Raw genomic sequence first — 22,895 nt, forward strand, 5'->3', positions numbered from 1 at the left:
CCTTTCCTTCTACTCGCCTAAGCGAATTACCAGATGAGGGCGATGACCTCGCCGCCGATGCCCTTCTTGCGAGCATCGCGGTCGGCCATGACACCCTGGCTGGTGGAAACAATGGCGGTACCGAGGCCACCGCGGACGCGGGGGAGGTCCTTCACGCCGGCGTACTTGCGCAGACCAGGCTTGGAGTAGCGCTTGATGCCGTTGATGACCTTGGCCTTCTTGGGACCGTACTTGAGGGTGATGTGCAGGGTCTTGGCGGGGGCGGTGTCCTCAACGGTGTAGCCCTCGATGTAGCCCTCCTCGTAGATGACTCGAGCGATCTCGACGAGCTTCTTGGAGCTCGGCATCGAGACCTCGGCCTTGTTCGCAGCATTGCCGTTGCGGATGCGCGTGAGCATGTCTGCGATCGGGTCGGTGAGATTCATGTGGATTCTCCTTCGTTCTTGATGAGTCCGTGCCCTCGGTACTCCCCCACCCTTAGCGGGAAAGCCTATAAGGCACGTCTTCCGTACGCTCCGCCTCATAGATGAGATGGGCGCGCTGGCAGTGACTTACCAGCTGGCCTTCTTGATGCCGGGAAGCTCGCCCTTGAGCGCCAGCTCGCGGAAGCAGATACGGCACAGGCCGAACTTGCGGTACACAGAGTGCGGACGGCCGCAGCGCTGGCAGCGCGTGTACTCGCGGGTCGAGAACTTCTGCTTGCGATTGCACTTGACGATCATCGATGTCTTAGCCACTTATTTCCTCCTCACATACGTATATATGCGCCTCGGACAGGCGGCACGTGCTCTTCGCGCACCGCCTGTGGAACCCGGGGCTTTAAGAACCTATTTCTTGAACGGGAAGCCGAAGGCGTCGAGAAGGGCCTTGGCCTCTTCGTCGGTCTTCGCGGTGGTGACGATGGTGATGTCCATACCACGGGTGTGGTCGACGGAATCGAAGTCAACCTCGGGGAAGATGAGCTGCTCGGTGACGCCCATCGAGAAGTTGCCACGGCCGTCGAAGGACTTGGCGGAGATGCCGCGGAAGTCGCGGATACGGGGGATGGCGACGGAGGTCAGACGATCGAAGAACTCCCACATGCGGTCGCCGCGCAGGGTGACCTTGGCGCCGATGGGCATGCCAGCGCGCAGCTTGAAGGAGGCGATGGACTTGCGGGCGCGGGTGACCATGGGCTGCTGGCCGGTGATGACGCGCAGGTCGCGGACAGCGCCGTCGATAGCCTTGGAATCGGTGGCGGCCTCGCCGACACCCATGTTCACGACGATCTTCTCGAACTTGGGGATCATCATGACGTTCTCATACTGGAACTTGTCCTGCATGAGCTGCCTGACCTCGTCGTTGTACTTGGTCTTGAGACGGGGAATGTACTTCTCCTCAGCCATTTTCACTCCTTACTGGGGTTTTAAGCACGGGGTTGGCCTCGTGGGTTAGCCTCGTGCCTCCTGCTGCCATCAACACCGCATCTGGCTGTTCGCGGCATGACGAATCGCGGCAGGAGCCGACAAAACAGTCGTTACTATACGCCTATATGAGACGGAATGCGACCGCAACTTGATGTATGCAGCTAAATCCACAAATCCGTATAGGTATACTTATCGAGCATTCATTTTATTCCAGGAGTCCCTATGCGTTCCTATTCTTCCAAACCTGAATTGCTGGCACCTGCGGGCGGACCGGAGCCGTTTTACGCGGCACTGGCGGCCGGGGCCGACGCCATCTACTGCGGCATGGGGTCGTTCAATGCGCGTCGCAAGGCCGATAACTTCACTGACGAGACGTTCGAGGCCGCCTGTCGGGCGGCGCACTTGGCGGGCGCGCGCGTGTACGTGACGGTTAACATCGTCATCAAGGACGAGGAGATGTCGCAAGCTCTGGCGCTCGTCGAGCGCTGTTGGAGGCTCGGCGCCGATGCCTTCATCATCCAGGACTGGGGGCTGTTCTTCGAGATCCGCCGCCTCATGCCCGAGGTGGAGACGCACATCTCCACGCAGGCGAACATTCACGACGCCCGCGGAACCGCCTGGTGCAAGGCCGCAGGTGCGGACCGCGTCACGCTCTCCCGCGAGCTTTCTGTTGACGAGATCGCCGCGATCCACGACGCGGTGGACATCGAGCTCGAGGTGTTCTCCCACGGCGCCATCTGCTTTTGCTACTCGGGCGTTTGCCTCCTTTCCAGCTTCACCTCCCGAGGGCGCTCGGCTAACCGCGGCATGTGCGCGCAGCCCTGTCGGCTGCCCTACGAGCTCATTGATGAAACGGGTCGCTCCTGGTCCAAGCCCGGGCGCGAGCGAGCGCTCTGCCCGCGTGACACCTGCACGGCCGACATGCTGCCCCGTCTGCTCGACGCCGGGGCGCATGCGCTGAAGCTCGAGGGGCGCATGAAGGCCCCCGACTACGTGCACTCCATCGTGAGCGCCTACCGCGCGCAGCTCGACGACATCCTCGCGGGCCGCGAGATCTTGGAAGAGACCGCGCAGGCGCGCTATCGCCAGCTCAAGCGCTGCTTCAATCGCGACTTCACCACCGAGTATCAAGAGGGGCGCTCGGGCGACGAGATGATGAGCTATGAGCGCTCGAATAACCGCGGCCAGATCGTAGGCGAGGTCCTCGGCAGCAAACCGCTCGGCAACACAAAGGGCCTCAAGCCCGACGACAAGCGCCGGCGCGCCGCATGGACCCGCCTGCGCCTTTCCGAGCCGGTCGGCAAGGGTGATTTGCTCGAGCTCCGCCACGATGACGAGTTCGACCAGTTCCTCACCGCCCTCGCGCCCGACGACGCGTGCGCAGACGACGTCATCGAGTGCCGCACGGCGCGCCCCATGCCCGCGGGCGCCCGCGTGCGCCTCATCCGTAGTCAAGCCGCCCTCGATGCCGCCGAGGCGGCACTCAAACGGCCCGTCGCTCGCAAACGCGCGGTCGACGGCCGTGTCATCTCCCGCATCGGCGAGCCCTTCGCCGTCGAGTTGAGCTGCGCCGACGACCCCTCGATCATCGGTCGCGCCGATGGTTTCATCGTCGAGCCCGCGCGAACCAAGGCAGTCACCGCAGAGGACCTTATCGAGCACGTGGGCCGTATGGGCTCCTCCCCCTTCGAGGCTGTGTCCTTCGATATTCAGCTCGATGAGGGTTGCGGTATGGGCTTCTCCGCCGTGCACAAAGTGCGCGCGGCAGCGTGCGAAGCGCTCGAGCGCGCCATCCTCACCCCGTTCGATCGTCGGCGCAGCGGCGCTCCGCTCGATTTCGCGGCAATTGCGATTACCGCTGATTCTTGCTTGGCTGTCGCTCCTGAGCGCGTCGACCCAAGCCTCTCGAATTCTGCGTCAGCCCCGTCCCGCGATGACGCCAAATGCGCACCGGCCCCGAACACAAGCCCGGAGATCTGCGCGCTCGTCACCTCGACCGACCATGCGGCCACCGCGCGCGCTGCCGGTGCGACCCGCATGTACATGTCCGTCGACGACCTGCTCGCCGCGGGACTCTCCCCCGTCGATGGATGCGAGCGCGGCATCATCCCCGTGCTCGACGAGGTCTCCCGTCAGATGGACCACGAGCGCCTCGACCCTTGGATTTTGCCGGGGAGCCCTGTCGCCGTGGCCACCATCTCAGAATTCGCTCTCGGCGCCGAGCGCGGCACATCCGTCGAACTCCGCAGCTGCATCCCCGTCCACAACGTGGCGTGCATGCGGGCGCTGGCCGAGCGCGGTGCTGCGGGTGCATGGCTCTCCCCCGAACTTACGCTTGCCGAAATCGAGCGCATCGCACCCCATCGCGGCAGCATGGAGCTCGGCCTCATGGTCCTCGGCGCGCCGCGCGTCATGACGAGCGAACACTGCATCCTGCAGGTAGCGGGGGCCTGCATCCACGATTGCGCGAACTGCCGCCTGCGCACGCGCGACTTCAAGCTTAAGAATATCGACGGACGCCTGCTCCCCGTACGCACGGGCCTCAACGGTCGCAGCCACCTGTACGACGGCGTCGCCTTGGACGCCACTCCCCAGATCCCGGCGCTTTTGCACGCGGGTGTCACGAGATTCCTGGTCGACGGCACCCTCATGGACGCAGACGAGCTCGCCTGCGGCGTCGCGCGCGCCAAGCGGGCGCTCGACGCCGCGCTCGCAGGCCGCACGCCCGACAAGCGCATGCCCGGATCAAGCTCAGGATGCCTCTTCCAGGGCGTCGAGTAGAGCCTATCTCCTCGAATCCCCTACACGCGCACGAGATTTGACAGGTGAGCATACTCGTCGGGTACGTCGCCGGCGGTGATGATCTCCGCATCGTCGAGCGTGGCGAAGCTCACCGCTGCCTCCATGCCGAACTTACTCGCATCGGCAAGCACGTAGCGTCTCGAGCCCTGTCCCATCGCCACACGCTTGACCTCGGCCTCCAATGGATCGGGCGAGGTCATGCCGTGCTTTTTGCTTATGCCGTTGGCACCCCAAAAGCCGCATGCGAACCGATAACGCGCCAGCATCGCGGTCGCATCGGGCCCCACGAGCGCCTCGGTCTCCGGCTTGAGCTCGCCGCCCGTCACCATCACGCGGCATCCCCGCTCCATCAAGCGGCGGGCATGTCCTACCGAATTCGTGACGTAAGCGACGTCGGCATCGGCGGGGACGCATGATACGAGTTGCAGCGTCGTCGACCCCGAATCGATGTAGACGAACGAACCCGGCTCGATCAGGCACGCAGCCGCTCGCACGATGGCCCGTTTGTCATCGACATGCAGTTCACTTCGCTCGGGTATGGTGAGGTCACGCGCGATATGCGCCCGCTCGAGACTCGTCGCTCCGCCGTGAACCTTCGCCAAACGATGCACCCGATCGAGGGTCTGCAAATCTCGACGAATGGTCGATGCCGTCACATCCAGGGCCTCGGCGAGGTCCGCAACGCTCATGGACCCCGCTTCGGTTACCATCCGCACAATGGCGTTGAGTCGATCGTCGGCAAGCATATGCGCCTACTCCTCCTCGGGGTACACGACGCCCCAATCCGCCCTCAGCCGCGTCATGGTCTTCATGACATCGGAGGCGACATCGATGAGCTTGAGCTTGGAGGCGTCTCCAGCGACGGCGCTCTCAAGGTCGGCCGCCTCGTAGCAAAGCGCGTAGGCCTCAACGCCCGCCTTGACTTCCTCGCGATGCCCGTCCGCCGTCCAGGTGATCACGGCGCGATCGGCGCGTGGATACGCCATGACCTCGATATAGCAGTCGTCGAAACACAGGGTCGCGCGCTTAGGCTGCTTGGCGTGCATACTTAAGGAGAACACACCGAGCTGGCCCTGTGCATTGCGCGTCACGAATCCGCTCTCCTCGTCCACTCCCGTCTCGAACAGATTGGCGAGTGATACGACCTCGTTCGGCTGGCTCTCCATGAACAAACGGGCGACGGAGAGTGCGTACACGCCGATGTCGAGCATGGCACCACCCGCGAGATTGCGGTTCCAGAAGCGGTTTGACACATCCTCGTAATCGTGGAAGCTTCCGAAATTCACCTGTGCCAGGCGCAAGCGGCCGAATTCACCCGACTCCGCGCGGCGCATAAGCTCGACGTACAGCGGCATATGGAGAACCGTCGTCGCGTCCATGAGGACGACGCCATGCTCATCTGCAATGGTACGCGCCTCTTCGAGCTCGACCGAGTTCAGTGTGATGGCCTTCTCGCATAGAACATGCTTCCCGGCAGCCAACGCGGCACGAAGATAGGTGATATGCGTGTTGTGCGGCGTGGTGATATACACGCAATCGACGTCCGGGTCCTCATACAGATCTTCGAAGCTATCGTAGACGCGCTCGACGCCATACTCACGGGCAAACGCCTCGGCTTTGGAGTGCGTGCGATTGGCGACACCGTACACGGCGCGCCCGGCGAGCGCCAAGGACTGGGCGAACTGGTTGGCGATCACACCGCAGCCGATGATCGCCCAGTTCAGGTGAGGTGCGGTGAAGATGTCGTTCGGGAACGGCTTGCCCGCCACCGCCTCAAAGGCGGCTTTTGCAGCCGCCGCCGCGTCCTTTGGTGCCGCCGATGTCATGTCGCGCTCGATAGCCATAGCAATCCTCTCGCCACGTGCAGATGCACCCATTGCGCATCTTTTGAGAAGCAGCATAGCACAGTATTGCGTATTTCTGCGTACTTCTGCGCGTTTTTGGCCGAGCCAATTACTATTACAGCAAATGGAACCTGGCTCCGATTCCACCATTCGCGCCAGGGACGCGTAACCCCGTAAACGCAGGAAGACCCCTCCGAGGCCCGGACGGCGGTTTCTAAGCAAACATTCCGTAGGAGCCGCGCGAAGCGCGACTCCGAGGACGTTTGCGTGAAACCGCCGGGAGGGCCTCGGAGGGGTCTTCCGGTGGGAGTTCTAGGAGTTAATCCTTAGAACTTGTGACCGCACTTCTTGCAAATGCGGAGCTTGGTCTTGTGACCGTCGAGCTCGCCGGCCTCGTGGCCAACACGGGTGCGCTTGCCACACTCGGGGCAGATGAGCTGGACGTTGGAAACGTCGATCGGCATCTCCTTGTCGACGATGCCGCCCTGCTGGCCAGCACCGTTGGGCTTGACGGCCTTCTTGGCGACAGCGACGCCCTCGACGATAACCTTGCCCTCGGAAGGCAGCGCGCGCAGGACGACGCCCTGCTTGCCGCGATCCTTACCGGAGAGCACCTCGACCTTGTCGCCCTTCTTGATGGACATAGACATAGTGGTCTCTCCCTTACGTTAGAGGGTCTCGGGTGCGAGCGAGACGATCTTCATGTACTTCTTGTCACGAAGCTCGCGAGCGACGGGCCCGAAGATACGGGTGCCGACAGGCGAACCATCCTTGTTGATGACGACGGCAGCGTTGTCATCGAAGCGGATGTAGGAACCGTCCTTGCGACGGACCTCCTTGACGGTGCGCACGATAACGCAGCGCACGACATCCTTCTTCTTGACGTTCGCGCCGGGCGTGGCCTCCTGCACGGCGGCCATGACGACGTCACCGATGCCGGCGTAACGGCGCTTAGAGCCGCCCAGCACCTTAATGCAACGAACCTTGCGCGCACCAGAGTTGTCGGCAACGTTCAGCATGGTTTGCATCTGAATCATGGTTGGAACCTTTCCGAACCTAAGCCGGCGAGAGGTGCGACCGCCCTGATCGAGTACCTAAATGGCACTCGGACGGGCGCACGTCACCGGAGGGTTTACTTCAACAAGCTTACTTGGCGCGCTCGATGATCTCGACAAGACGCCAACGCTTGGTGGCGGACAGCGGACGGGTCTCCATGATGCGAACGGTGTCGCCAACGCCGGCCGTGTTCTCCTCGTCGTGGACGTGGAATTTCTTGGTGCTGGTCATCATCTTGCCGTACTTGGGATGACGCTTGCGCTCCGTGGTGGTCACAACAATGCTCTTGTTGCCCATGATGGAGGAAACGATACCCTGGCGGACCTTGCGCGCGTTGCGCTCAGTTGCTTCAGCCATTATCTCTCCTTGCGCTACTTGGTGGCAGCGGACTTCTCCGCTGCAATCTGACGGGCACGCTGCTCCGTGAGGACACGAGCGATGTCCTTCTTCACGGTGTTCACGCGAGCGGTGTTGTCCAGCTGGCTGGTGGCCATCTGGAAACGAAGGTTGAAGAGCTCGGCGCGGCAATCCTTCAGCTTCTCAGCCAGGGCCTCGTCGGAAAGCTCACGAATCTCTGCGGGCTTCATTACTTGTCCTCCCCGTTCTTAGCGCGGGTAATGATCTTGGTCTTGATCGGCAGCTTGTGCTGGGCAAGACGCAGGGCCTCGCGAGCGATCTCCTCGGACACGCCGGCGATCTCGAACATAACGCGGCCCGGCTTGACAACGGCCACCCACTCCTCGGGGTTACCCTTACCAGAACCCATGCGAGTCTCCGCAGGCTTCTTCGTGATGGGCTTATCCGGGAAGATGGTGATGTAAACCTTGCCGCCACGCTTCATGTAGCGGGTCATGGCGATACGAGCGGCCTCGATCTGACGGTTGGTGATCCAGTGGCGATCGAGGGCGACGATGCCGTACTCACCGAAATGGAGCTCGGTGTTGCCCTTGGCCTGGCCCTTCATGGAGCCACGCTGCACCTTGCGGTGAAGAATACGCTTAGGAGCGAGCATTACTGATTCCTCCTATCGTTGTTGCGACGACGCGGACGGGAGGTACCCTCGAGAGCCATGTTCGGAACAGGCTGGCCCGGGAGCTTCTCGCCCTGGTAGATCCAGACCTTGACGCCGCAGGAGCCCATGGTGGTGTGAGCGGTGGCGGTGCCGTAGTCGATCTTAGCGCGGAGGGTGTGCAGCGGCACGCGACCCTCGCGGTACCACTCGCGACGGCCCATCTCGGCGCCGCCGAGACGACCGGAGCACTGGATACGAATACCCTTGGCGCCGGCCTTGCGAGCGGACTGGACGGCCTTGCGCATGGCGCGGCGGAAGGCCACACGGCCCTCGAGCTGCTCGGCGATGGACTGAGCAACCAGAACGGCGTCGAGCTCGGGACGCTTGACCTCGATGACGTCGACGGAGAGGTTGCCCTTGGTAACGCCGGCGACACGCTCGAGCTCGGTGCGGAGACCGTCGATCTCGGAGCCCTTCTTGCCGATGACGACACCAGGACGGGCGGTGAGGATGATGACCTTCACCTTGTCGCCGGCACGCTCGATCTCAACGCGGGAGACGGCGGCACGGGCGAGGCGCTTCTCGAGGAAACGACGGATCTCGATATCGTTGCCGAGAGTCTTGGCGTAATCCTTCTCAGCGAACCAGCGGGAGCGCCAGTTCTCGGTGATGCCAAGACGGAAGCCGGTAGGATAGACTTTCTGACCCATGACGCTTTAAGCCTCCTTTCGAGGAGCGACGACGACAGTGATGTGGCTCGTGCGCTTGAGGATGCGGGAAGCGGAGCCCTTGGCGCGAGGACGGATGCGCTTAAGCGTGGGGCCCTCGTCGACATACGCGGCCTTGACGAACAGGTCGTCAGCGCGCATCTGGTTGTTGTGCTCGGCGTTGGCAACGGCGGAGCGCAGGACCTTCTCCACGTCAACAGCGACGGAGCGCGTGCAGAAGTGAAGGATATCGAAGGCCTGAGCGACGTTCTTGCCGCGGATCAGGTCGATCACGAGACGAGCCTTGCCGGGGGAAACGCGCACGTACTTGGCCGTAGCGCGGACCTCGCGGGTCTCGGTGGAAGTAGTAGCCATTTACCTAAACCCCCTATTTGGCCTTGTGGCCACGGAACGTACGAGTGGGCGCGAACTCGCCCAGCTTGTGACCGACCATGGACTCGGTGACGTACACGGGAACATGCTTGCGACCGTCGTGGACGGCGATGGTGTGGCCGACCATCTCGGGGAAGATGGTGGACGCGCGGGACCAGGTTTTCACGACGTCCTTCTTGCCAGCCTCGTTCATCGCGATGATACGCGAGAGGAGGCGCGCCTCTACGAACGGGCCCTTTTTGAGACTTCTGCTCATAAGTGCTTTCTCCTAACGAGTATCGATTACTTCTTGCGACGACGGATGATGAGGTCGTTGGACGTCTTCTTCTTGTTGCGGGTGCGGTAGCCCTTGGAGGGAGTGCCCCACGGAGAGACGGACGGACGACCGGAGGTGTGCGAACGACCCTCGCCACCGCCGTGCGGGTGATCGACCGGGTTCATGACGGTACCACGGACGGTCGGACGGACGCCCATCTTACGATGGCGACCGGCCTTGCCGATCACGATGTTGGAGTGCTCGGCATTGCCGACCTCACCGATGGAGGCACGGCAGGTCACGAGGACACGGCGCATCTCGGAGGAAGGCATGCGGATGATCGCGTACTTGCCCTCCTTGCCCATGAGCTGGCAAGCGGTACCAGCGGAACGGGCGATAGCGGCACCCTTGCCAGGCTGGAACTCGATTGCGTGGATGAGGGTACCCACGGGAATCTCGGACAGCGGCATGGCATTGCCCGGCTTAATGTCGGCGCCGGCACCGGAAACGACGGTGTCGCCGACCTTGAGGCCCTTGGGGGCCAGGATGTAGCGCTTCTCGCCGTCCACGTAGTGAAGCAGGGCGATGCGAGCGGAACGGTTCGGGTCGTACTCGATGGTAGCGACCTTGGCCGGCACGCCATCCTTATTGCGCTTGAAATCGATAACGCGGTACTGACGCTTAACGCGGCCGCCCTGGTGACGCATGGTGATGCGACCGGCGTTGTTACGACCAGCCTTGACCGGCAACGGCTCGAGAAGAGACTTCTCGGGCGTGGTGCAGGTGATCTCGGAGAAGTCCGCGATCGTCTGCCAGCGACGGCCGGCGCTGGTCGGCTTAAGGTGCTTTACAGCCATTCCTTATCCCTTTCATATCGGTCCGTTGGCCACTGCAAGCTGGGATGCGGATGCAGTGACACCGGATTACCACGGCTCCGGGCGTTTCCTATTTTTACGCACGGAGCACTTGAGCTTGCCTCCCCTACACGAGAGGCAAGCGTCAAGAACTAACGTAGGCGTGAATTACGCCTGGGCGCCAAAGACCTCGATGGTCTGACCCTCGGCCACCGTGACGACGGCCTTCTTCCAAGAACGGGTCTTGCCAGCGACGTAGCGAACGCGCTTGGTCTTGGGCTTGACGTTCAGGGTGTTGACGCGAACAACCTTCACGCCGAAGAGCTCCTCGATAGCGTCCTTGATCTGGAACTTGTTGGCGTTCTTGGCGACCTCGAACGTGTACTTGTTCTCCTCCATGGCGGAGTAGGAACGCTCGGACACGATCGGGCGGATGATGATCTCGTGAGCGGTCATTTAGGCGAGCACCTCCCCGAAGTGAGCGGCGACGTCGGCGGGCATAATCAGCGCACCGTTGTTGATGAGGTCATAGGTGTTGGCCTCGGCGGGCGTGATGATCCACGTCTTGGGGATGTTGCGGAAGGAGAGATAGGCGTTGATGTCATCCTCGCGAACGATGATGGTCAGACGCTTGCCCTCGAGACCCAGAGCCTTGAGCATGGCGACAGCGGCCTTGGTGGACGGCTTCTCGAAACCGTAGTCGTCCACGAGCACGAGCTCGTTGTCGCGGAGCTTGGCGGACAGGGCGGAACGCATGGCGAGCTTGACCTCTTTGTTGTTCATGCGCTTCACATAGGTGCGGGGCTTGGGCCCAAAGATCACACCGCCACCACGCCACTGGGCGGCGCGGATGGAACCCTGACGGGCACGGCCGGTGCCCTTCTGACGCCACGGCTTCTTGCCGCCACCGGAGACCTCGGAACGGCCCTTGGTGGACTGGGTGCCCTGACGCCAGCAGGCCTGCTGGCACGTGACGATGTGGTGCATGACGTGCACGTTCGGCTCGATGCCGTACACGGCGTCGGCGAGCTCGGCCTCGGCGACCTGCTTGCCCTCGACGTTCTTCACTTCAAACTTAGACATAGCGACGGTCCTCCTTTACGCCATGCGGATGGCGACCAGACCGTTCTTGCCACCGGGCACAGCGCCCTTGACAAGCATGAGGTTCTGCTCAGCATCAATGCGGACAACGGAGAGGTTCTTCACAGTCACGCGGGCGTTGCCCATGTGACCGGCCATCTTGACGCCCTTGAGGACGCGGGCCGGGTAGGCGCACTGGCCGATGGAGCCGGGGTGACGCTGAATGTGGGAACCGTGGGTCATGGGGCCGCGGTGCTGATTCCAGCGCTTGATGCGACCCTGGAAGCCCTTACCCTTGGAGGTGCCGATGACGTCGACCTTGGCGACGTTCTCGAAATCGGCGACGGTGACGACGTCGCCGACCTTGTGCTCCTCGCCATTCTCGACGCGGACCTCACGAAGGTAACGGACGGGCTCGACGCCAGCCTTAGCAAAGTGACCAGCCATGGGCTTGTTCACGTGCTTGGACTTGATGTCGCCGAAGCCGATCTGGACGGCGTTGTAGCCGTCGGTCGCCTCAGTTTTAACCTGCGAGACGGTGCAGGGGCCAGCCTGGATGACCGTGACGGGGACGACGTTATCGTCCTCGTCCCAAACCTGGGTCATGCCGATCTTGCGGCCGAGAATCATGTTGATCATTCGATCTCCAACTCTCGGTGGTCTTGGGACATTGCACGCGCCCCTTGCGCGTGCCCCTAGAGGACCACATACGGACTTGCGCGCCACTCCTTGCATTCGTCTCGGCCTTTCGTGCGCGGCAACCCAAATGCGCAGGTAGATGGCCTAGGCAGAATCCTCCTAGTGGACACAGCTTGATTAGTATACACGCCCACGGGCGTCTCCATATTGTCTTCGCAATGTTTTTGCAGGTGAGGGCGGTTGGCGAGAGTGCGGCCGGCTGTTGCCGTCGCCCCATATCGCCCCGCGACGCCCCGGACGGGGGCGGCCGAGGTTTTCGCTCGGTCAGGTCCTGCGCAAGACGGAGAGCCCACTGGGCTCTCCTTTGCGTGCGGATTCTACGAAAACCTCGGCCGCCCCCGTCCGGGCAGCGACGTACTCGAAACTTACCGTGAATTCCACTTGTTAAGAAAGGCCTCATAGCCGGGAGCCTCGCGTAAAAACGCGTACTCCTCATCCGCTTGAACACCGGCCAGCATCACGGTGCCCATTTGCGAGGTTAGCTGCGTCAAGTCATTAAAGTTGGTGAAACGATACAAAGGACTCTTAAGAGCGCCGGCGTCGGCACCATGCAGAGACGACATAATCTGCTCAAGCAAATCAAACGTCTCATTCGTATCCTTTGTTGCAACCGCAACGGTCAAGCTGGGCACGAGTCCCATCCATCCAGGCTGGTTGAGTACCTCAAATAGCGTTTGCGCGCGGTGGGCGCATGCGAGTGCATCGTCCACGCGGTCCTCGCGCAAGGCAATCTCGATAATGCTATTGACCGTCCCCATAAGGTCGGCCGACATTCTAATCAGGCGCGCCTCCCACGCACGCGCCGCCTCCTCATCATGGCCTTGGCGCATAAGAAGAATCGCCTGGCGCTCCTCCTTGTCAATCTGCGGCTGATGAATGGTGTCGAGCAGGCGTTGCGCATCCTCATAGCGCTCTTCCTGCATAGCGCGGGCGATAAGCATGCCGCACGCCTGCTCTCGGGCTTCGGGCAGCGTGCTTTGGGACAGCCGTTCGTAAGCTTTGTCTAGCGTGGGACGATACCTATCTGGCTCCTCAACCTGAAAGAGTGCGAGCGCGCCGTCCAGGTACTGCGTGAGCACGATGGCGAGCTCATCGCTTGCCGGATACAGGCGCATCCGCTCCTGCGCGTATGCGAAACCCGCCTCGTACCCATCCTCTCGGACCAGCCGGTCAACCTCGCGTTGAATTTCGAGGTTCGCCTCTTGGCTCAACTCGGGTTCGAACGACAGGAGGGTATTGGCGTCTGTCTCGAGCAGGCGTGCGAGAGCGGGGACCAGCGTTATATCCGGGTAGCTCATGCCGCGCTCTCACTTGTTGACTGCCGGCGCAGAAACCCCCAGGCGCTGAGCCACCTGCTCCTGCGTCAAGCCCAGCCCGCGTCGGCGGTTACGGATGACCTCGGAAATATGCATGGTTCGTCCCTTCGTGCAAAGTGTATGCGTCGCAGCTGCTCACTGACTATTTCACCAGCTGGCGATCGTTCGCACAATTGAGACGTCTTCATGTTTGAGCCAGGAAACCTAACTGTTAGTTAACTCAGTCCCCCGCGCTTTCTCGACCTCAAAAAGTGCCTGTCCCCAAATTGAGGTTTTACTCACTTCTCAGCGCCTCCACCGGGTCGCGGCGGGCGGCGTTGCGGCTCGGGATGAGGCCCGCAACCACGGTGAGCAACACGTTAATGAGGATGAGCCCGAGCGCGGACGCCACCGGCAACTGCATGACGTTCTCGATCTGGTGGTTCGCGAGCGCCCACGCGTTCACCGGGAACGACACCAGCACCACCACGGCTATCGCCAACACGCCGGCAATGAGGCCCTCGATGAAAGTCTCGGCGTTGAAGACATTGGCGATGTTGCGCTTGGACGCACCCATCGCGCGCAGAATGCCGATTTCCTTCTTGCGCTCCAGCACGCTGATATACGTGATGATGCCGATCATGATGGAGCTCACCACGAGCGAAATGCTCACGAAGGCGATGAGCACAAGCGAGATCATGTTGACGATGCTCGTGACACTGCCCATGAGCACACCCATGTAGTCGGTGTAGACGATCGCCTTGTCGTCCTCGCCCGCCGCGCGCATATCCTCGTTGTAGCGATCAATCGCGGAAAGCACAACCTCCTTGGCCTCAAAGTCGACGGGGTAGATACTCACCGACTGCGGGTCGGACGGATCGGCGTATCCCAACGTAGAGAGATTGTTGCTATACGTGAGCTTGCCGGCGTTCGCGTAGCTGGTCATGAGCGATGACAGGTCCTCGGCATCCATGTTGAAATGAATCGCATTCGCGAACGCGGTGCCGTCAACCGAGAACGCCTGTTGCATATTCGCCGCAAGGCGCTGCGCGAGCTGCGGGGCAACCGCTGCCATCGCCTGGCCAAGCCCCGTCTGGAGCTGGGAGGCGATCGCGGCGCCGATCTTCTCCCCCGCCTGATCGAGCATCTGGGAGAATGCCTCGGTCATATACGGGGCAAGCTGGTTTTCGATATAGGGCCGCATCGCCTCCTGCAAGCGCTCCGCCACCGGCTCGCCCGCGTTTTTTGCGATGATGGCAAGCTGCGCCTGAGCCTCTTCCGCGTTGTTATACGAGGCAAACGCCTCGAGCAACTTGGCGGCGAAGTCGGGGTCATCGGGCCTGAGATCCCCGCCGTTGCCTTCGAGCCATGCCACGAAACCACTCGAGTACGCATACGCCGCTTGCATTGACGCCTCAAGCTGCTCGCGTGTGAGCAGGTCGCCGTCACTCAAGTCACCCCAAATCTCGGATAGATCGGGCTGCGGCGGGTTGGCCAAGATCGCGTCGAGATCGAGCGAGCCGAGCGCCCCGGAAAGGTCGATATCGACGCCGCCCAAGTTCAGCCCTGCAAAGTCGAATCCAGACAGGTCGAGCCCGGCGCCCAACGCCTTCTCGTCGATCTTGAACGCCGACTTGAGGCCCGCCTCGTCCACGATGAACAAACTCGCCAGGTCCACGCCCTGCTTCGCCTCCTCCTGCAGGGTGGCGAAGGGCTTGCCGGTGAACACGTCGACCTCGGGGTGCGCAAGCTGCTGTTTGACGATCTCGGAATTCGCAGCGCGCTCCATGAGCTCGTCGGTGAGCTCATGCGTGTAGGCGATGCCCTGCGAGAGCGCCGCGGACTTGGCCGTAGGGCTCGGCTGCACCACACCCACGACCTTGAGGTCGAGGCCGTTCGCGACCTGTTGCCCTACGAACGAGGCGTCATCGGACATGTCCGTCCAACCGCCCGTCTCGGCGTTCTTGCGGTAGAAATCGGAGGCGGTCAGCACCTTGAAGCTCGTCCCCAGGGCATCCTCGTAGGTGAAGTCCACGTCGACCTCGGGCACATCGATCTCGCCCGAGCCGCTCATGGCGCCGTCCACCATGCGATCGAGCTCGGAGGGGTCGAGCACGCCGAGGCTGTAAAGCGTGTAGTCGGAAATCTTGCCGCGGGCAGAGAGCACGAGCACGCATTCATCGGCCTCGCGCGCCCAACGACCGGCCACCACGTTGTACTGCTCGTCGAGCAACTCGGGATTGTCAATCATCTCGTTGAAGGCGGTGGTGCCCGTCATCATCGTGCCCGCCATGGCGGCAGAGCTCGCCCCGCCGGTCATAGCCGTGGACAAGGCGTTGGGCGAGACCTGGACCGGATCGGCACCCTCGTCCGCGCGGTACACGAGCGGCGTGATGCCGTAATCGTATTGGATGGCGGACACCTCTCCTTCGAGCTCATCGGCGTCCTTATCGAGGAAGGCCTTGAAGCTCGCCATGTCGTTCGACTTCACGCTGGCGAACATGTCGGAGAGCATGGTGAACACGGGAATCTTATCACCAGGCTCGGGTTGGGCGTCATCGTGCGAGGCGGAAGCCGTGTCGTCACCGGCCGTGCCCTCCCCCGCCGCGCCGGCGGTATCTTCGCCCGAAGAAGTGCCCGCGTCGCCCGTCATCATACTCGTGAGGTCGTAGCTCTGGCGGGCAATGGTGAGCGGATAGCTCGACAACGTGTCTTGCTCGACTTTGGCGATATAGCCGTTCACACCGTTGGAGAGCGCCAGGATCGCCGCGATGCCGATGATGCCGATCGAACCCGCGAAGGCCGTCATGATGGTGCGGCCCTTCTTGGTCATCAGGTTGTTGAAGGAGAGCGACAGCGCCGTGAGCAGGCTCATGGACGAGCGCTTCTTGGGGTCAGTGGACGTCTCGCGGCCCGCCCCTTCCGCCAGTCCCTCGGCAAGCTCCTTCTCGCCCACCGGACGCGTGTCGTCCACGATACGACCGTCTTGGATGCGCACGACGCGCGTGGCGTAGTCTTCAGCGAGCTGCGGATTGTGCGTAACCATAATCACGAGCCGCTCGCGCGCGACCTCGGCAAGCAGGTCCATGACCTGGATGCCCGTCTCAGTGTCGAGGGCACCCGTGGGTTCGTCGGCCAGCACGATCTCAGGGTCGTTCACCAGCGCGCGGGCAATCGCGACGCGCTGCATCTGACCGCCCGAGAGCTGGGCAGGCTTCTTGTTGATATGGCCGCCCAGACCCACGCGCTCGAGCGCTGCCGTCGCCCGGCGCGTGCGCTCGGCCGGCGCGATGCCCGCCAGGGTGAGAGCAAGCTCGACGTTGGCGAGCACCGTCTGGTGCGGGATGAGGTTATAACTCTGGAAGATGAAGCCCACGCGGTGGTTACGATAGGTGTCCCACTCGGCGTCACCGTAGTCACGCGTGGAGATGCCGTTGACCACGATGTCACCGGAGTCGGCGTGGTCAAATCCGCCCAAGATGTTCAGAAAGGTGGTCTTGCCTGAGCCGGATGGCCCGAGCACCGCCACGAACTCGTTGTCACGAAAGGTCACCGAAACGCCGTCGAGCGCACGCTGAACCAGATCGCCCGTGGTATACGTCTTGGCGATATCGCGAATCTCAATCATGCATCGGCCTCCCCCGCCGCGCCGCGCTCCGCAAGACGCGCGTTCGTCCACTCCCTGAACAATTCGTAGAGCACCGCCACAATGGGAATGAAGAACACAATGCCCACGATGCCAAACAGGTTGCCGCCCACGAGCGCGGCAATGAGCGTCCACAGGGCGGAAAGCCCCACGGAGGAGCCCACCACGTGCGGGTAGATGAATTGGTTCTCGACGAACTGAACCGCCAGGTAGACGACGACGCAGAGCAGCGCGTGCTCGGGCGAGGCGAGCAGCGTGAGGAACGCGCCGATCGCGCACGAGGCGAACGCGCCCACGTATGGAACGAAGGCGAACAGGGCCGTCAAGAAGCCGATGAGCCCGGCATAGGGCAAGCGAACCACGGAGAACGCGAGGAATATCAGCGTTCCCAGAATGCATGCCTCGACACATTGGCCGGAAAGGAACTTGGAATACGTGTCGGAGGCGAGATGCGCGACATGGCGGATCCGCGCGGCGTGACCCGCATCGAGATGGGCGTCCATGACGCGATTCACCTGACGGCCGAGCGTGCGTTTGCTCGCCAAGACGTACACGGCGATCACGAAGGCGAACACGGTGCTGGAGATAACCGAGACCGTCGAGCGCGCCGCCGCGAACACCGAGGTCGCGACCGACCCGAGGCCGAAACTCAGTAATCCTTCGAGCCCCGACGCGGAACCATCAGCCGCGGAGGAGCTGGAGTGTTGGAACACCTTGGCGAGCCTGTCGACGTCGAAGCCGCTCTCGGCGAGCGCCCGCTCGATCTCGGGAAGGCGCTCGGCAAGCAACGGCGCGATCGTCTTGGCAGAGGCGACGAGTTGAGGGACGAGCATGGTCACCGCAAGTACGGCGACGCCTGCGATGAGGATGAGCACGATGACGATGCTCGCCATGGTGACGGTGCCCGGGCGAGGCCGGTACTTCTCAGGCAGCCGGGAGGTAAGACGAGCAAGCAAGCGCTCCATGCCCGAAACGGGCACGTTCAGAACGAAGGCGAAACCCAGGCCAAGTAGAACGGGGAACAAGATGTCGACGATCGCGGACAGGGCACCCAGTACCACGTCGAGATGGGAAACGGCGACGTGCAGGCACACGCCAAAGGCAATGAGCAAAGCGATGCGGCGGGTCTGCTGATCGAACATGAGGCCCTTTCGGTCTGGTCTCGCGTCCGTCCTGACGGACGCCTCGTGCATATCAACTGTTTATACCCAAATCGCCGTGGTTAGCGCGTCCAAAAGTCATAGATAGCCTGGGAGTATAGGGCGCTGCCATAGGCGGACGGATGCGAATAGTCGCGCAGAAACAGCGGATCGTACTCGTATCCCGAAAAATCGGCGACCTCCACGTCCATGCGATCGCATATCGCGCGGATCGTCGTGTAGTACGCCTCGCGCACCTCCCGCGTGTAGATGGTCTGGTCGTACGCCTTGCCCTTGACGGGCTGGATAACGATGAGCGGCTCTACGCCCACTTGCCGGCAAACGTCGAGCATGAGCTCGAAATCCTCGTATTCCTGCTGGCTGAAGTACACGCCGTCGTCCACGTGCCAGGCGCGCTGGGCACCGTCGAGCCAGGCTGCGAACTTCTTCTCGTACCAGCCATCGTAAAAACCATACTCGTTGTTAGACGAGCCCTTGGACGCACGCTGCTTACCCTCCTCGATGAGCGCGCCCCAATCGAGCGCGGCGGTTTTTCCTCCCGCGGTGCCCTGCTTGCCCGCACTCGCCTTGGGGTCATGCGGCTCCCCCGCCCCATCCGCGCGCAACGACTGCGCGAGGCGCAGGTCGGAGGCGAGCGAGGTCGCAGCGCGATCCGCGGCGTTCACGAATCCCAAAGGCGTGGAGGCGCTCCCGTCGGCATCTTCAACGCCATATGTTCGCACGCGCTCGACAACACGAGCCTTCATCTCACGCGAAATGGAGGGGTTCGCCATGAACGCATCGTAGGCGCCTTGCGAAAACACGCCGGGAAAGGTACTCGCCGGATCCCGATAGCACATGAACCACTGCATGCTCGCAAAGATGACGACGCGACGGCTCCCCTTTGGCATATGGGGAGCGAACGCGCCAACCTCAATCGCCTGCCACAGGTCATTGACGCCAGCCCGCCCCGCCACAACCGAGGTGACGCCATATCGCCCATCGGCGAACAGACGGCCCGGATGAGCGGGGCCCGCAGGGGCCGAATTGAGCTCGGAAGAGCCGAGAATAAGCCGCGGGTCGTCTCCACCCCTTCGGAGCGCATCGTACTCGCCCGCCATGAAATCCCAGCTCGCAACCTCCGCGTAACTGGGATACGCCGTCCTCAAGTCCGAAGGCGGCAGGGCGCGCACGCCACCCGCGCACACAAAGGCAACACCGGCACTCGAAATCAGCGCAAGCGCGGCGCATACCGCAATGAGACGCTTCATATCATGCTCCCTCCTCTCGCTATCGGTCGCATGCTAAAACTCGGCGTAAACCGGAGAAGCCGGCGCGCCGTACGGAGAGCAGATGAAAAACCACACAAGCAGGGCGGCGAGTGCCACAAGCGCGCACGTCCAGGCGATCGCCGCAGAAACCGAGCCCCCATACCACCATGCTCGCACGCGCTCCACCACATGCGACACGGACGCCACGGGTGACACCGCACTCCCGGTTCGCCCAAAACGCCCTCCGGAGGCGCTCACAAGCGCACCGCGATCTGCTCGATGATCTTATTCACCGTGTTCATCTCCTTGCGCTCAACCGCCGTGGGCGCGATTTCGACCCCGAAGTTCTCCTCAATGCCAACGAGCACCTCGATGGCCGCGAGCGAGTCGAGCAGACCCGCCTCGAACAGGTCGACATCGCGTTCCTCGCGCACCGCCTCGTCATCGCAGATCTCTTCGAGCATCTCGAGTACCCGGGATTCGATCTCGTTCTTGTCCATTGCCATGGGAAATTCCTTTCTCTCATGCGCCACGCAGGCGCCTTGTCTATATGCCGACGAGCTCATCGTCAGCCTAACGCCGCCGCAATCAGGCCCGAGACCTGCCCTGAGAACAGGGCGAACCCCAAGACCACGAGCTGCAAGGTGACAAACCACGACGCCACCTTGTACCAACCCTCCTTGCGATGGCGCTTGTGGAATGAGCTGCGCTTTTGGTAGACCTCCGTCACCGCGAGCAGGACACCGTGATAGATACCGTACGCAAGGTAGTCCACCGTCAATCCGTGCCAAGCCCCCATAAGCGCCATGTCGACCATGTAGGCGGCGCACGCCGTCTGCAGCCTGCTCGAAAAGAGCTTGCGCTTGGTCGCCATGCGAACGAACCGCATGAACACGAAGTCGCGCAGCCACGTCGACAGCGTTATGTGCCAGCGGTTCCAAAAATCCTTGATATCGACGGCGATGTACGGGGCGCGAAAATTCGCCGGAACGGCGATGCCAAAGCACCGTCCCAAGCCCATCGCCATAAGCGAGTACCCGGCGAAATCAAAGAAGAGGTACGCCGCGTACCCATATGCCCGAAGCACTTCACGGCAGGCGACGGGCATAGTGAGCGCATCGAGCGTGAGCGTGCCGGCGGGAGCGCAACTCGCGTCGTAGAACCCCCGCGCAATCGTCGCGAGGACGAGTTGCATTGCGGCGCCCGCGAACATCATCATGACGCCGCGCGTGAGCAGGTCGGCGTAATCGGAGCGCGGTCTAGGGGCGTGGATGTCCTCGACGAAGCGCCTGGATCGATCGATCGGTCCCGAGGTGAACGTGGCGAAGAAGGTCAGGAAATACAGATAGTCGAGCGGATCCATGCGCTCGATGAGGCCGTCGCGCATCTCGATGAGAACCTGCACCGCCTTAAAGGTGATATAGGAGATGCCGATGAACCCCAGCAGGTCCCGGTCAAACACCGCCCCAACCTTATAGATCACCAGCGGGACGATGGTGGATAGCAGGGCCGCGCGATAGACCGCAAGGCTTTTGGCACCGCCTTCGGTACACCAGCTGCGATGCACCGCATAGGCACCCAGCGAAGCGATAGTGAGAAAGACGCCAAGCGCTGCCAGACCCTGTGGATTCCCGGTAAACAGCAGTGCCATCATCAGACACGACGCCGTCATGCCATATGCCCTCATGGACCTGCCCGTGAGGCCGAGAACGGCGGCGGGCACCACCAGGAAGGCAGATGCCATGAAGAACGACGGCGAGGTATAAAAACCCATGCGTCCTCCTAGCAGCCCGCGCTCTGCAGGCTCCGGCGATCGAGCTTGCCATTGCCCGTCATGGGCAGTGAATCTCGAAATGCAACCTTCTTGGGAATCATGTAGTGCGGAAGCGTCGCCTTTAGACGCTCCTTCAGCGCGAGCCCCTCCCTAAACGGCGTCTGCTCAAGCGGGCGCGCGGGCACCACGTGCGCCACCAGGTGCGACACCTTCCCGTCGCGATATGTGGCCGTCACCGCGGCAGCGGCGACTTCGGGGAGCCGGCGCAGCTGCTCCTCTATTTCCCCCAGTTCAATGCGGAAGCCGTTGAGCTTCACCTGAAGATCCAGGCGACCGCGGAAGTGAAGCATGCCGTCCTCGTCGAGCATGCCCTCATCGCCCGTGCGGTACGCCCGCACCTGCTCGCCATCGAGCTCGGCCTGCCCAAATGCCCGCGCGGTGAGGTCGTCGCGGCCAAAGTAGCCACGTGCAACGGTGTTCCCCTCGATTACGACCTCGCCGAAAACGCCCGGCTCGCAATCGGATCCATCCGCATCCACGATGCGCAAGCGCGTGCCAGGACGCGGGACGCCTACGGGCAGGGGCTCGTCGGAAGACGCCATGTCTGCCGTGACTTCAACCGAGGTCACTGCCACCGTCGACTCCGTCGGTCCGTACGTGTTGAGGATGCGGGCAGCTGGAAAGCGCTCGAGAAGATGGGCGGCTACCATGTTGGGGAGCGTCTCACCGCAAAAGATGAACAGGCGAAGATCGGGCAGGAGCTTATCGCGAAACTCCACGTTCGCCAGACACAGCTCGGCAAACGATGGGGTCGAAACCCACACCTGGACGCCGCTGTCCGCAAGGGCCTTCATCTGGGATGAAGCGGAGCTTTGCGTTGCGGAGGCAAGGGAGTAGAGGGATCCCCCGCTCGCGAGGGCACCGGCCATCTCAAAGACCGACAGGTCGAAGGAGAAAGGCGCTTGATCGAGCCAAACGGCGCCCAGGGAACGGCCTTCGTCCGCCATACGGGCGAGCTCCACGTCCCAAGCGCAGAAGTTGTCAAAGCACGCTGCGGTGATCTCAACGCCCTTGGGGGCACCCGTCGACCCCGAGGTGAACAGAATGTAGGCGATGTCTTCGCCTGCAATCCAACGCCCGCGATCGCTTTCGCCACCCGTCGCGGCGATGCGACAGAACTCGTCTTGGGACAACACCGTGAGCGGCGGCATCTCCTCGACACGCGGAATATCCTCGGTAGCCAAAACCAGCGGACACGACCCTTCGCGCGTGATTTGCCTTGCGATGGACGCGACGCGTTTGGCGGGAACCGAGGTGCAGTCGACGGGAACATACGGACACCCGGCCTTCATGCAGGCGAGGAATCCCACCACCATGAAGGGGTCCTTATTCCCGTACACCATGACCGGGACGCCCCGTTCGACATGAGCCGATATATATGCCGCGAGCGCGTCGGACGCCGCCCACACCTCGCCGTAATCGAACTCAGCGCCCGTCGACACGCGCACCGCCGGAGCATGGTGCCGCTCACGGGCAACCGCCTCGATCATCTCCAAATACTTCATGCCATATCACTTCCCCGTCCGCGTTCGTTCGCGTTTTCGACAGACCGCTAGAGCCTACCCCATTACAGTCTGAAATAGGCCATCGATAAATTTCGA

General features: G+C 62.2%; 27 protein-coding genes. 1 reads left to right on the top strand and 26 read right to left on the bottom strand.

The annotated features are described in order from the left end of the window. Positions 1–26: 26 nt before the first annotated feature. From rpsH to rplE, 3 genes are all read right to left on the bottom strand, one after another. Positions 27–425, bottom strand: coding sequence for a 30S ribosomal protein S8 (rpsH, locus tag DWV48_RS04335; RefSeq protein WP_006723038.1), 399 nt, complete (start codon positions 423–425; stop codon positions 27–29). Between the two features lie 126 nt (positions 426–551). Next, positions 552–737 (bottom strand): type Z 30S ribosomal protein S14, encoded by a 186-nt coding sequence (locus tag DWV48_RS04340; protein ID WP_118653608.1) that lies wholly within the window; start codon positions 735–737, stop codon positions 552–554. Positions 738–827: 90 nt separating this feature from the next. Continuing rightward, positions 828–1,385, bottom strand: coding sequence for a 50S ribosomal protein L5 (rplE, locus tag DWV48_RS04345; RefSeq protein WP_118653609.1), 558 nt, complete (start codon positions 1,383–1,385; stop codon positions 828–830). Between the two features lie 243 nt (positions 1,386–1,628). On the opposite strand from rplE, the gene DWV48_RS04350 reads away from it, so the two are divergent. After that, a complete protein-coding gene (locus tag DWV48_RS04350) occupies positions 1,629–4,187 on the top strand; it encodes a U32 family peptidase (RefSeq protein ID WP_118653610.1) in 2,559 nt (852 codons plus the stop codon). A gap of 20 nt (positions 4,188–4,207) precedes the next feature. Here DWV48_RS04350 and DWV48_RS04355 read toward each other — a convergent pair whose 3' ends face one another. The 23 genes from DWV48_RS04355 to dltA all read right to left on the bottom strand — a co-directional run bounded on the left by DWV48_RS04355 (position 4,208) and on the right by dltA (position 22,799). Further along, positions 4,208–4,954: a DeoR/GlpR family DNA-binding transcription regulator gene (locus tag DWV48_RS04355; RefSeq protein ID WP_118653611.1), complete on the bottom strand. Its 747-nt coding sequence runs from the start codon at positions 4,952–4,954 to the stop codon at positions 4,208–4,210. Between the two features lie 6 nt (positions 4,955–4,960). After that, positions 4,961–6,052: a Gfo/Idh/MocA family protein gene (locus DWV48_RS04360; protein ID WP_118653612.1), complete on the bottom strand. Its 1,092-nt coding sequence runs from the start codon at positions 6,050–6,052 to the stop codon at positions 4,961–4,963. 326 nt (positions 6,053–6,378) lie between these two features. Further along, positions 6,379–6,702, bottom strand: coding sequence for a 50S ribosomal protein L24 (rplX, locus tag DWV48_RS04365; RefSeq protein WP_118653613.1), 324 nt, complete (start codon positions 6,700–6,702; stop codon positions 6,379–6,381). An 18-nt stretch (positions 6,703–6,720) separates the two neighbouring features. Further along, positions 6,721–7,089: a 50S ribosomal protein L14 gene (gene rplN / locus DWV48_RS04370; RefSeq protein ID WP_006720295.1), complete on the bottom strand. Its 369-nt coding sequence runs from the start codon at positions 7,087–7,089 to the stop codon at positions 6,721–6,723. 109 nt (positions 7,090–7,198) lie between these two features. Continuing rightward, a complete protein-coding gene (gene rpsQ, locus DWV48_RS04375) occupies positions 7,199–7,465 on the bottom strand; it encodes a 30S ribosomal protein S17 (RefSeq protein ID WP_006723044.1) in 267 nt (88 codons plus the stop codon). Between the two features lie 14 nt (positions 7,466–7,479). After that, entirely contained in the window at positions 7,480–7,695 is a 216-nt protein-coding gene (gene rpmC, locus DWV48_RS04380) for a 50S ribosomal protein L29 (RefSeq protein ID WP_118653614.1), read from the bottom strand. Next, positions 7,695–8,120 carry a 50S ribosomal protein L16 gene (gene rplP / locus DWV48_RS04385; RefSeq protein ID WP_006720292.1) on the bottom strand — a complete coding sequence of 142 codons (426 nt, stop codon included), beginning with the start codon at positions 8,118–8,120 and terminating at the stop codon, positions 7,695–7,697. Before rplP ends, rpmC begins: the two co-directional genes overlap by 1 nt. Further along, positions 8,120–8,830 carry a 30S ribosomal protein S3 gene (gene rpsC / locus DWV48_RS04390; protein WP_006720291.1) on the bottom strand — a complete coding sequence of 237 codons (711 nt, stop codon included), beginning with the start codon at positions 8,828–8,830 and terminating at the stop codon, positions 8,120–8,122. Before rpsC ends, rplP begins: the two co-directional genes overlap by 1 nt. Positions 8,831–8,836: 6 nt before the next feature. Continuing rightward, positions 8,837–9,202, bottom strand: coding sequence for a 50S ribosomal protein L22 (rplV, locus tag DWV48_RS04395; protein ID WP_102338403.1), 366 nt, complete (start codon positions 9,200–9,202; stop codon positions 8,837–8,839). Positions 9,203–9,215: 13 nt separating this feature from the next. Beyond that, the gene (rpsS, locus tag DWV48_RS04400) at positions 9,216–9,476 is read right to left on the bottom strand and encodes a 30S ribosomal protein S19 (RefSeq protein ID WP_006720289.1); all 261 of its coding nucleotides are present in this window, start codon (positions 9,474–9,476) and stop codon (positions 9,216–9,218) included. A 26-nt stretch (positions 9,477–9,502) separates the two neighbouring features. Further along, positions 9,503–10,333, bottom strand: a complete 831-nt coding sequence (gene rplB / locus DWV48_RS04405; RefSeq protein ID WP_118653615.1) for a 50S ribosomal protein L2 — start codon at positions 10,331–10,333, stop codon at positions 9,503–9,505. 165 nt (positions 10,334–10,498) lie between these two features. Further along, positions 10,499–10,786 (bottom strand): 50S ribosomal protein L23, encoded by a 288-nt coding sequence (rplW, locus tag DWV48_RS04410; protein WP_118653616.1) that lies wholly within the window; start codon positions 10,784–10,786, stop codon positions 10,499–10,501. Continuing rightward, complete coding sequence (gene rplD / locus DWV48_RS04415; RefSeq protein WP_118653617.1) at positions 10,787–11,413, bottom strand: 50S ribosomal protein L4; 627 nt, start codon at positions 11,411–11,413, stop codon at positions 10,787–10,789. It lies immediately after the preceding gene. A 15-nt stretch (positions 11,414–11,428) separates the two neighbouring features. Beyond that, positions 11,429–12,049 (bottom strand): 50S ribosomal protein L3, encoded by a 621-nt coding sequence (gene rplC / locus DWV48_RS04420; RefSeq protein ID WP_118653618.1) that lies wholly within the window; start codon positions 12,047–12,049, stop codon positions 11,429–11,431. 425 nt (positions 12,050–12,474) lie between these two features. Further along, complete coding sequence (locus DWV48_RS04425; RefSeq protein WP_233546136.1) at positions 12,475–13,407, bottom strand: transcriptional regulator; 933 nt, start codon at positions 13,405–13,407, stop codon at positions 12,475–12,477. Between the two features lie 9 nt (positions 13,408–13,416). Beyond that, entirely contained in the window at positions 13,417–13,521 is a 105-nt protein-coding gene (locus tag DWV48_RS09375; protein ID WP_233546138.1) for a helix-turn-helix domain-containing protein, read from the bottom strand. Between the two features lie 178 nt (positions 13,522–13,699). Beyond that, the gene (locus tag DWV48_RS04430; RefSeq protein ID WP_118653619.1) at positions 13,700–17,032 is read right to left on the bottom strand and encodes an ATP-binding cassette domain-containing protein; all 3,333 of its coding nucleotides are present in this window, start codon (positions 17,030–17,032) and stop codon (positions 13,700–13,702) included. Continuing rightward, the gene (locus DWV48_RS04435; protein WP_118653620.1) at positions 17,029–18,192 is read right to left on the bottom strand and encodes an AI-2E family transporter; all 1,164 of its coding nucleotides are present in this window, start codon (positions 18,190–18,192) and stop codon (positions 17,029–17,031) included. The genes DWV48_RS04430 and DWV48_RS04435 overlap by 4 nt, the downstream gene beginning before the upstream one ends. An 80-nt stretch (positions 18,193–18,272) precedes the next feature. Continuing rightward, the gene (gene dltD / locus DWV48_RS04440) at positions 18,273–19,460 is read right to left on the bottom strand and encodes a D-alanyl-lipoteichoic acid biosynthesis protein DltD (protein WP_118653621.1); all 1,188 of its coding nucleotides are present in this window, start codon (positions 19,458–19,460) and stop codon (positions 18,273–18,275) included. A gap of 33 nt (positions 19,461–19,493) precedes the next feature. Then, positions 19,494–19,667: a hypothetical protein gene (locus tag DWV48_RS04445; protein WP_233546140.1), complete on the bottom strand. Its 174-nt coding sequence runs from the start codon at positions 19,665–19,667 to the stop codon at positions 19,494–19,496. A gap of 47 nt (positions 19,668–19,714) precedes the next feature. Continuing rightward, positions 19,715–19,966 carry a D-alanine--poly(phosphoribitol) ligase subunit DltC gene (gene dltC, locus DWV48_RS04450; RefSeq protein WP_118653623.1) on the bottom strand — a complete coding sequence of 84 codons (252 nt, stop codon included), beginning with the start codon at positions 19,964–19,966 and terminating at the stop codon, positions 19,715–19,717. A gap of 62 nt (positions 19,967–20,028) precedes the next feature. Continuing rightward, positions 20,029–21,234, bottom strand: coding sequence for a D-alanyl-lipoteichoic acid biosynthesis protein DltB (gene dltB / locus DWV48_RS04455; protein ID WP_118653624.1), 1,206 nt, complete (start codon positions 21,232–21,234; stop codon positions 20,029–20,031). Positions 21,235–21,242: 8 nt separating this feature from the next. Continuing rightward, a complete protein-coding gene (dltA, locus tag DWV48_RS04460) occupies positions 21,243–22,799 on the bottom strand; it encodes a D-alanine--poly(phosphoribitol) ligase subunit DltA (RefSeq protein WP_118653625.1) in 1,557 nt (518 codons plus the stop codon). Between the last annotated feature and the right edge of the window lie 96 nt (positions 22,800–22,895).

The organism is Collinsella sp. AF08-23 (assembly GCF_003479805.1).
Lineage (GTDB): Bacteria > Actinomycetota > Coriobacteriia > Coriobacteriales > Coriobacteriaceae > Collinsella.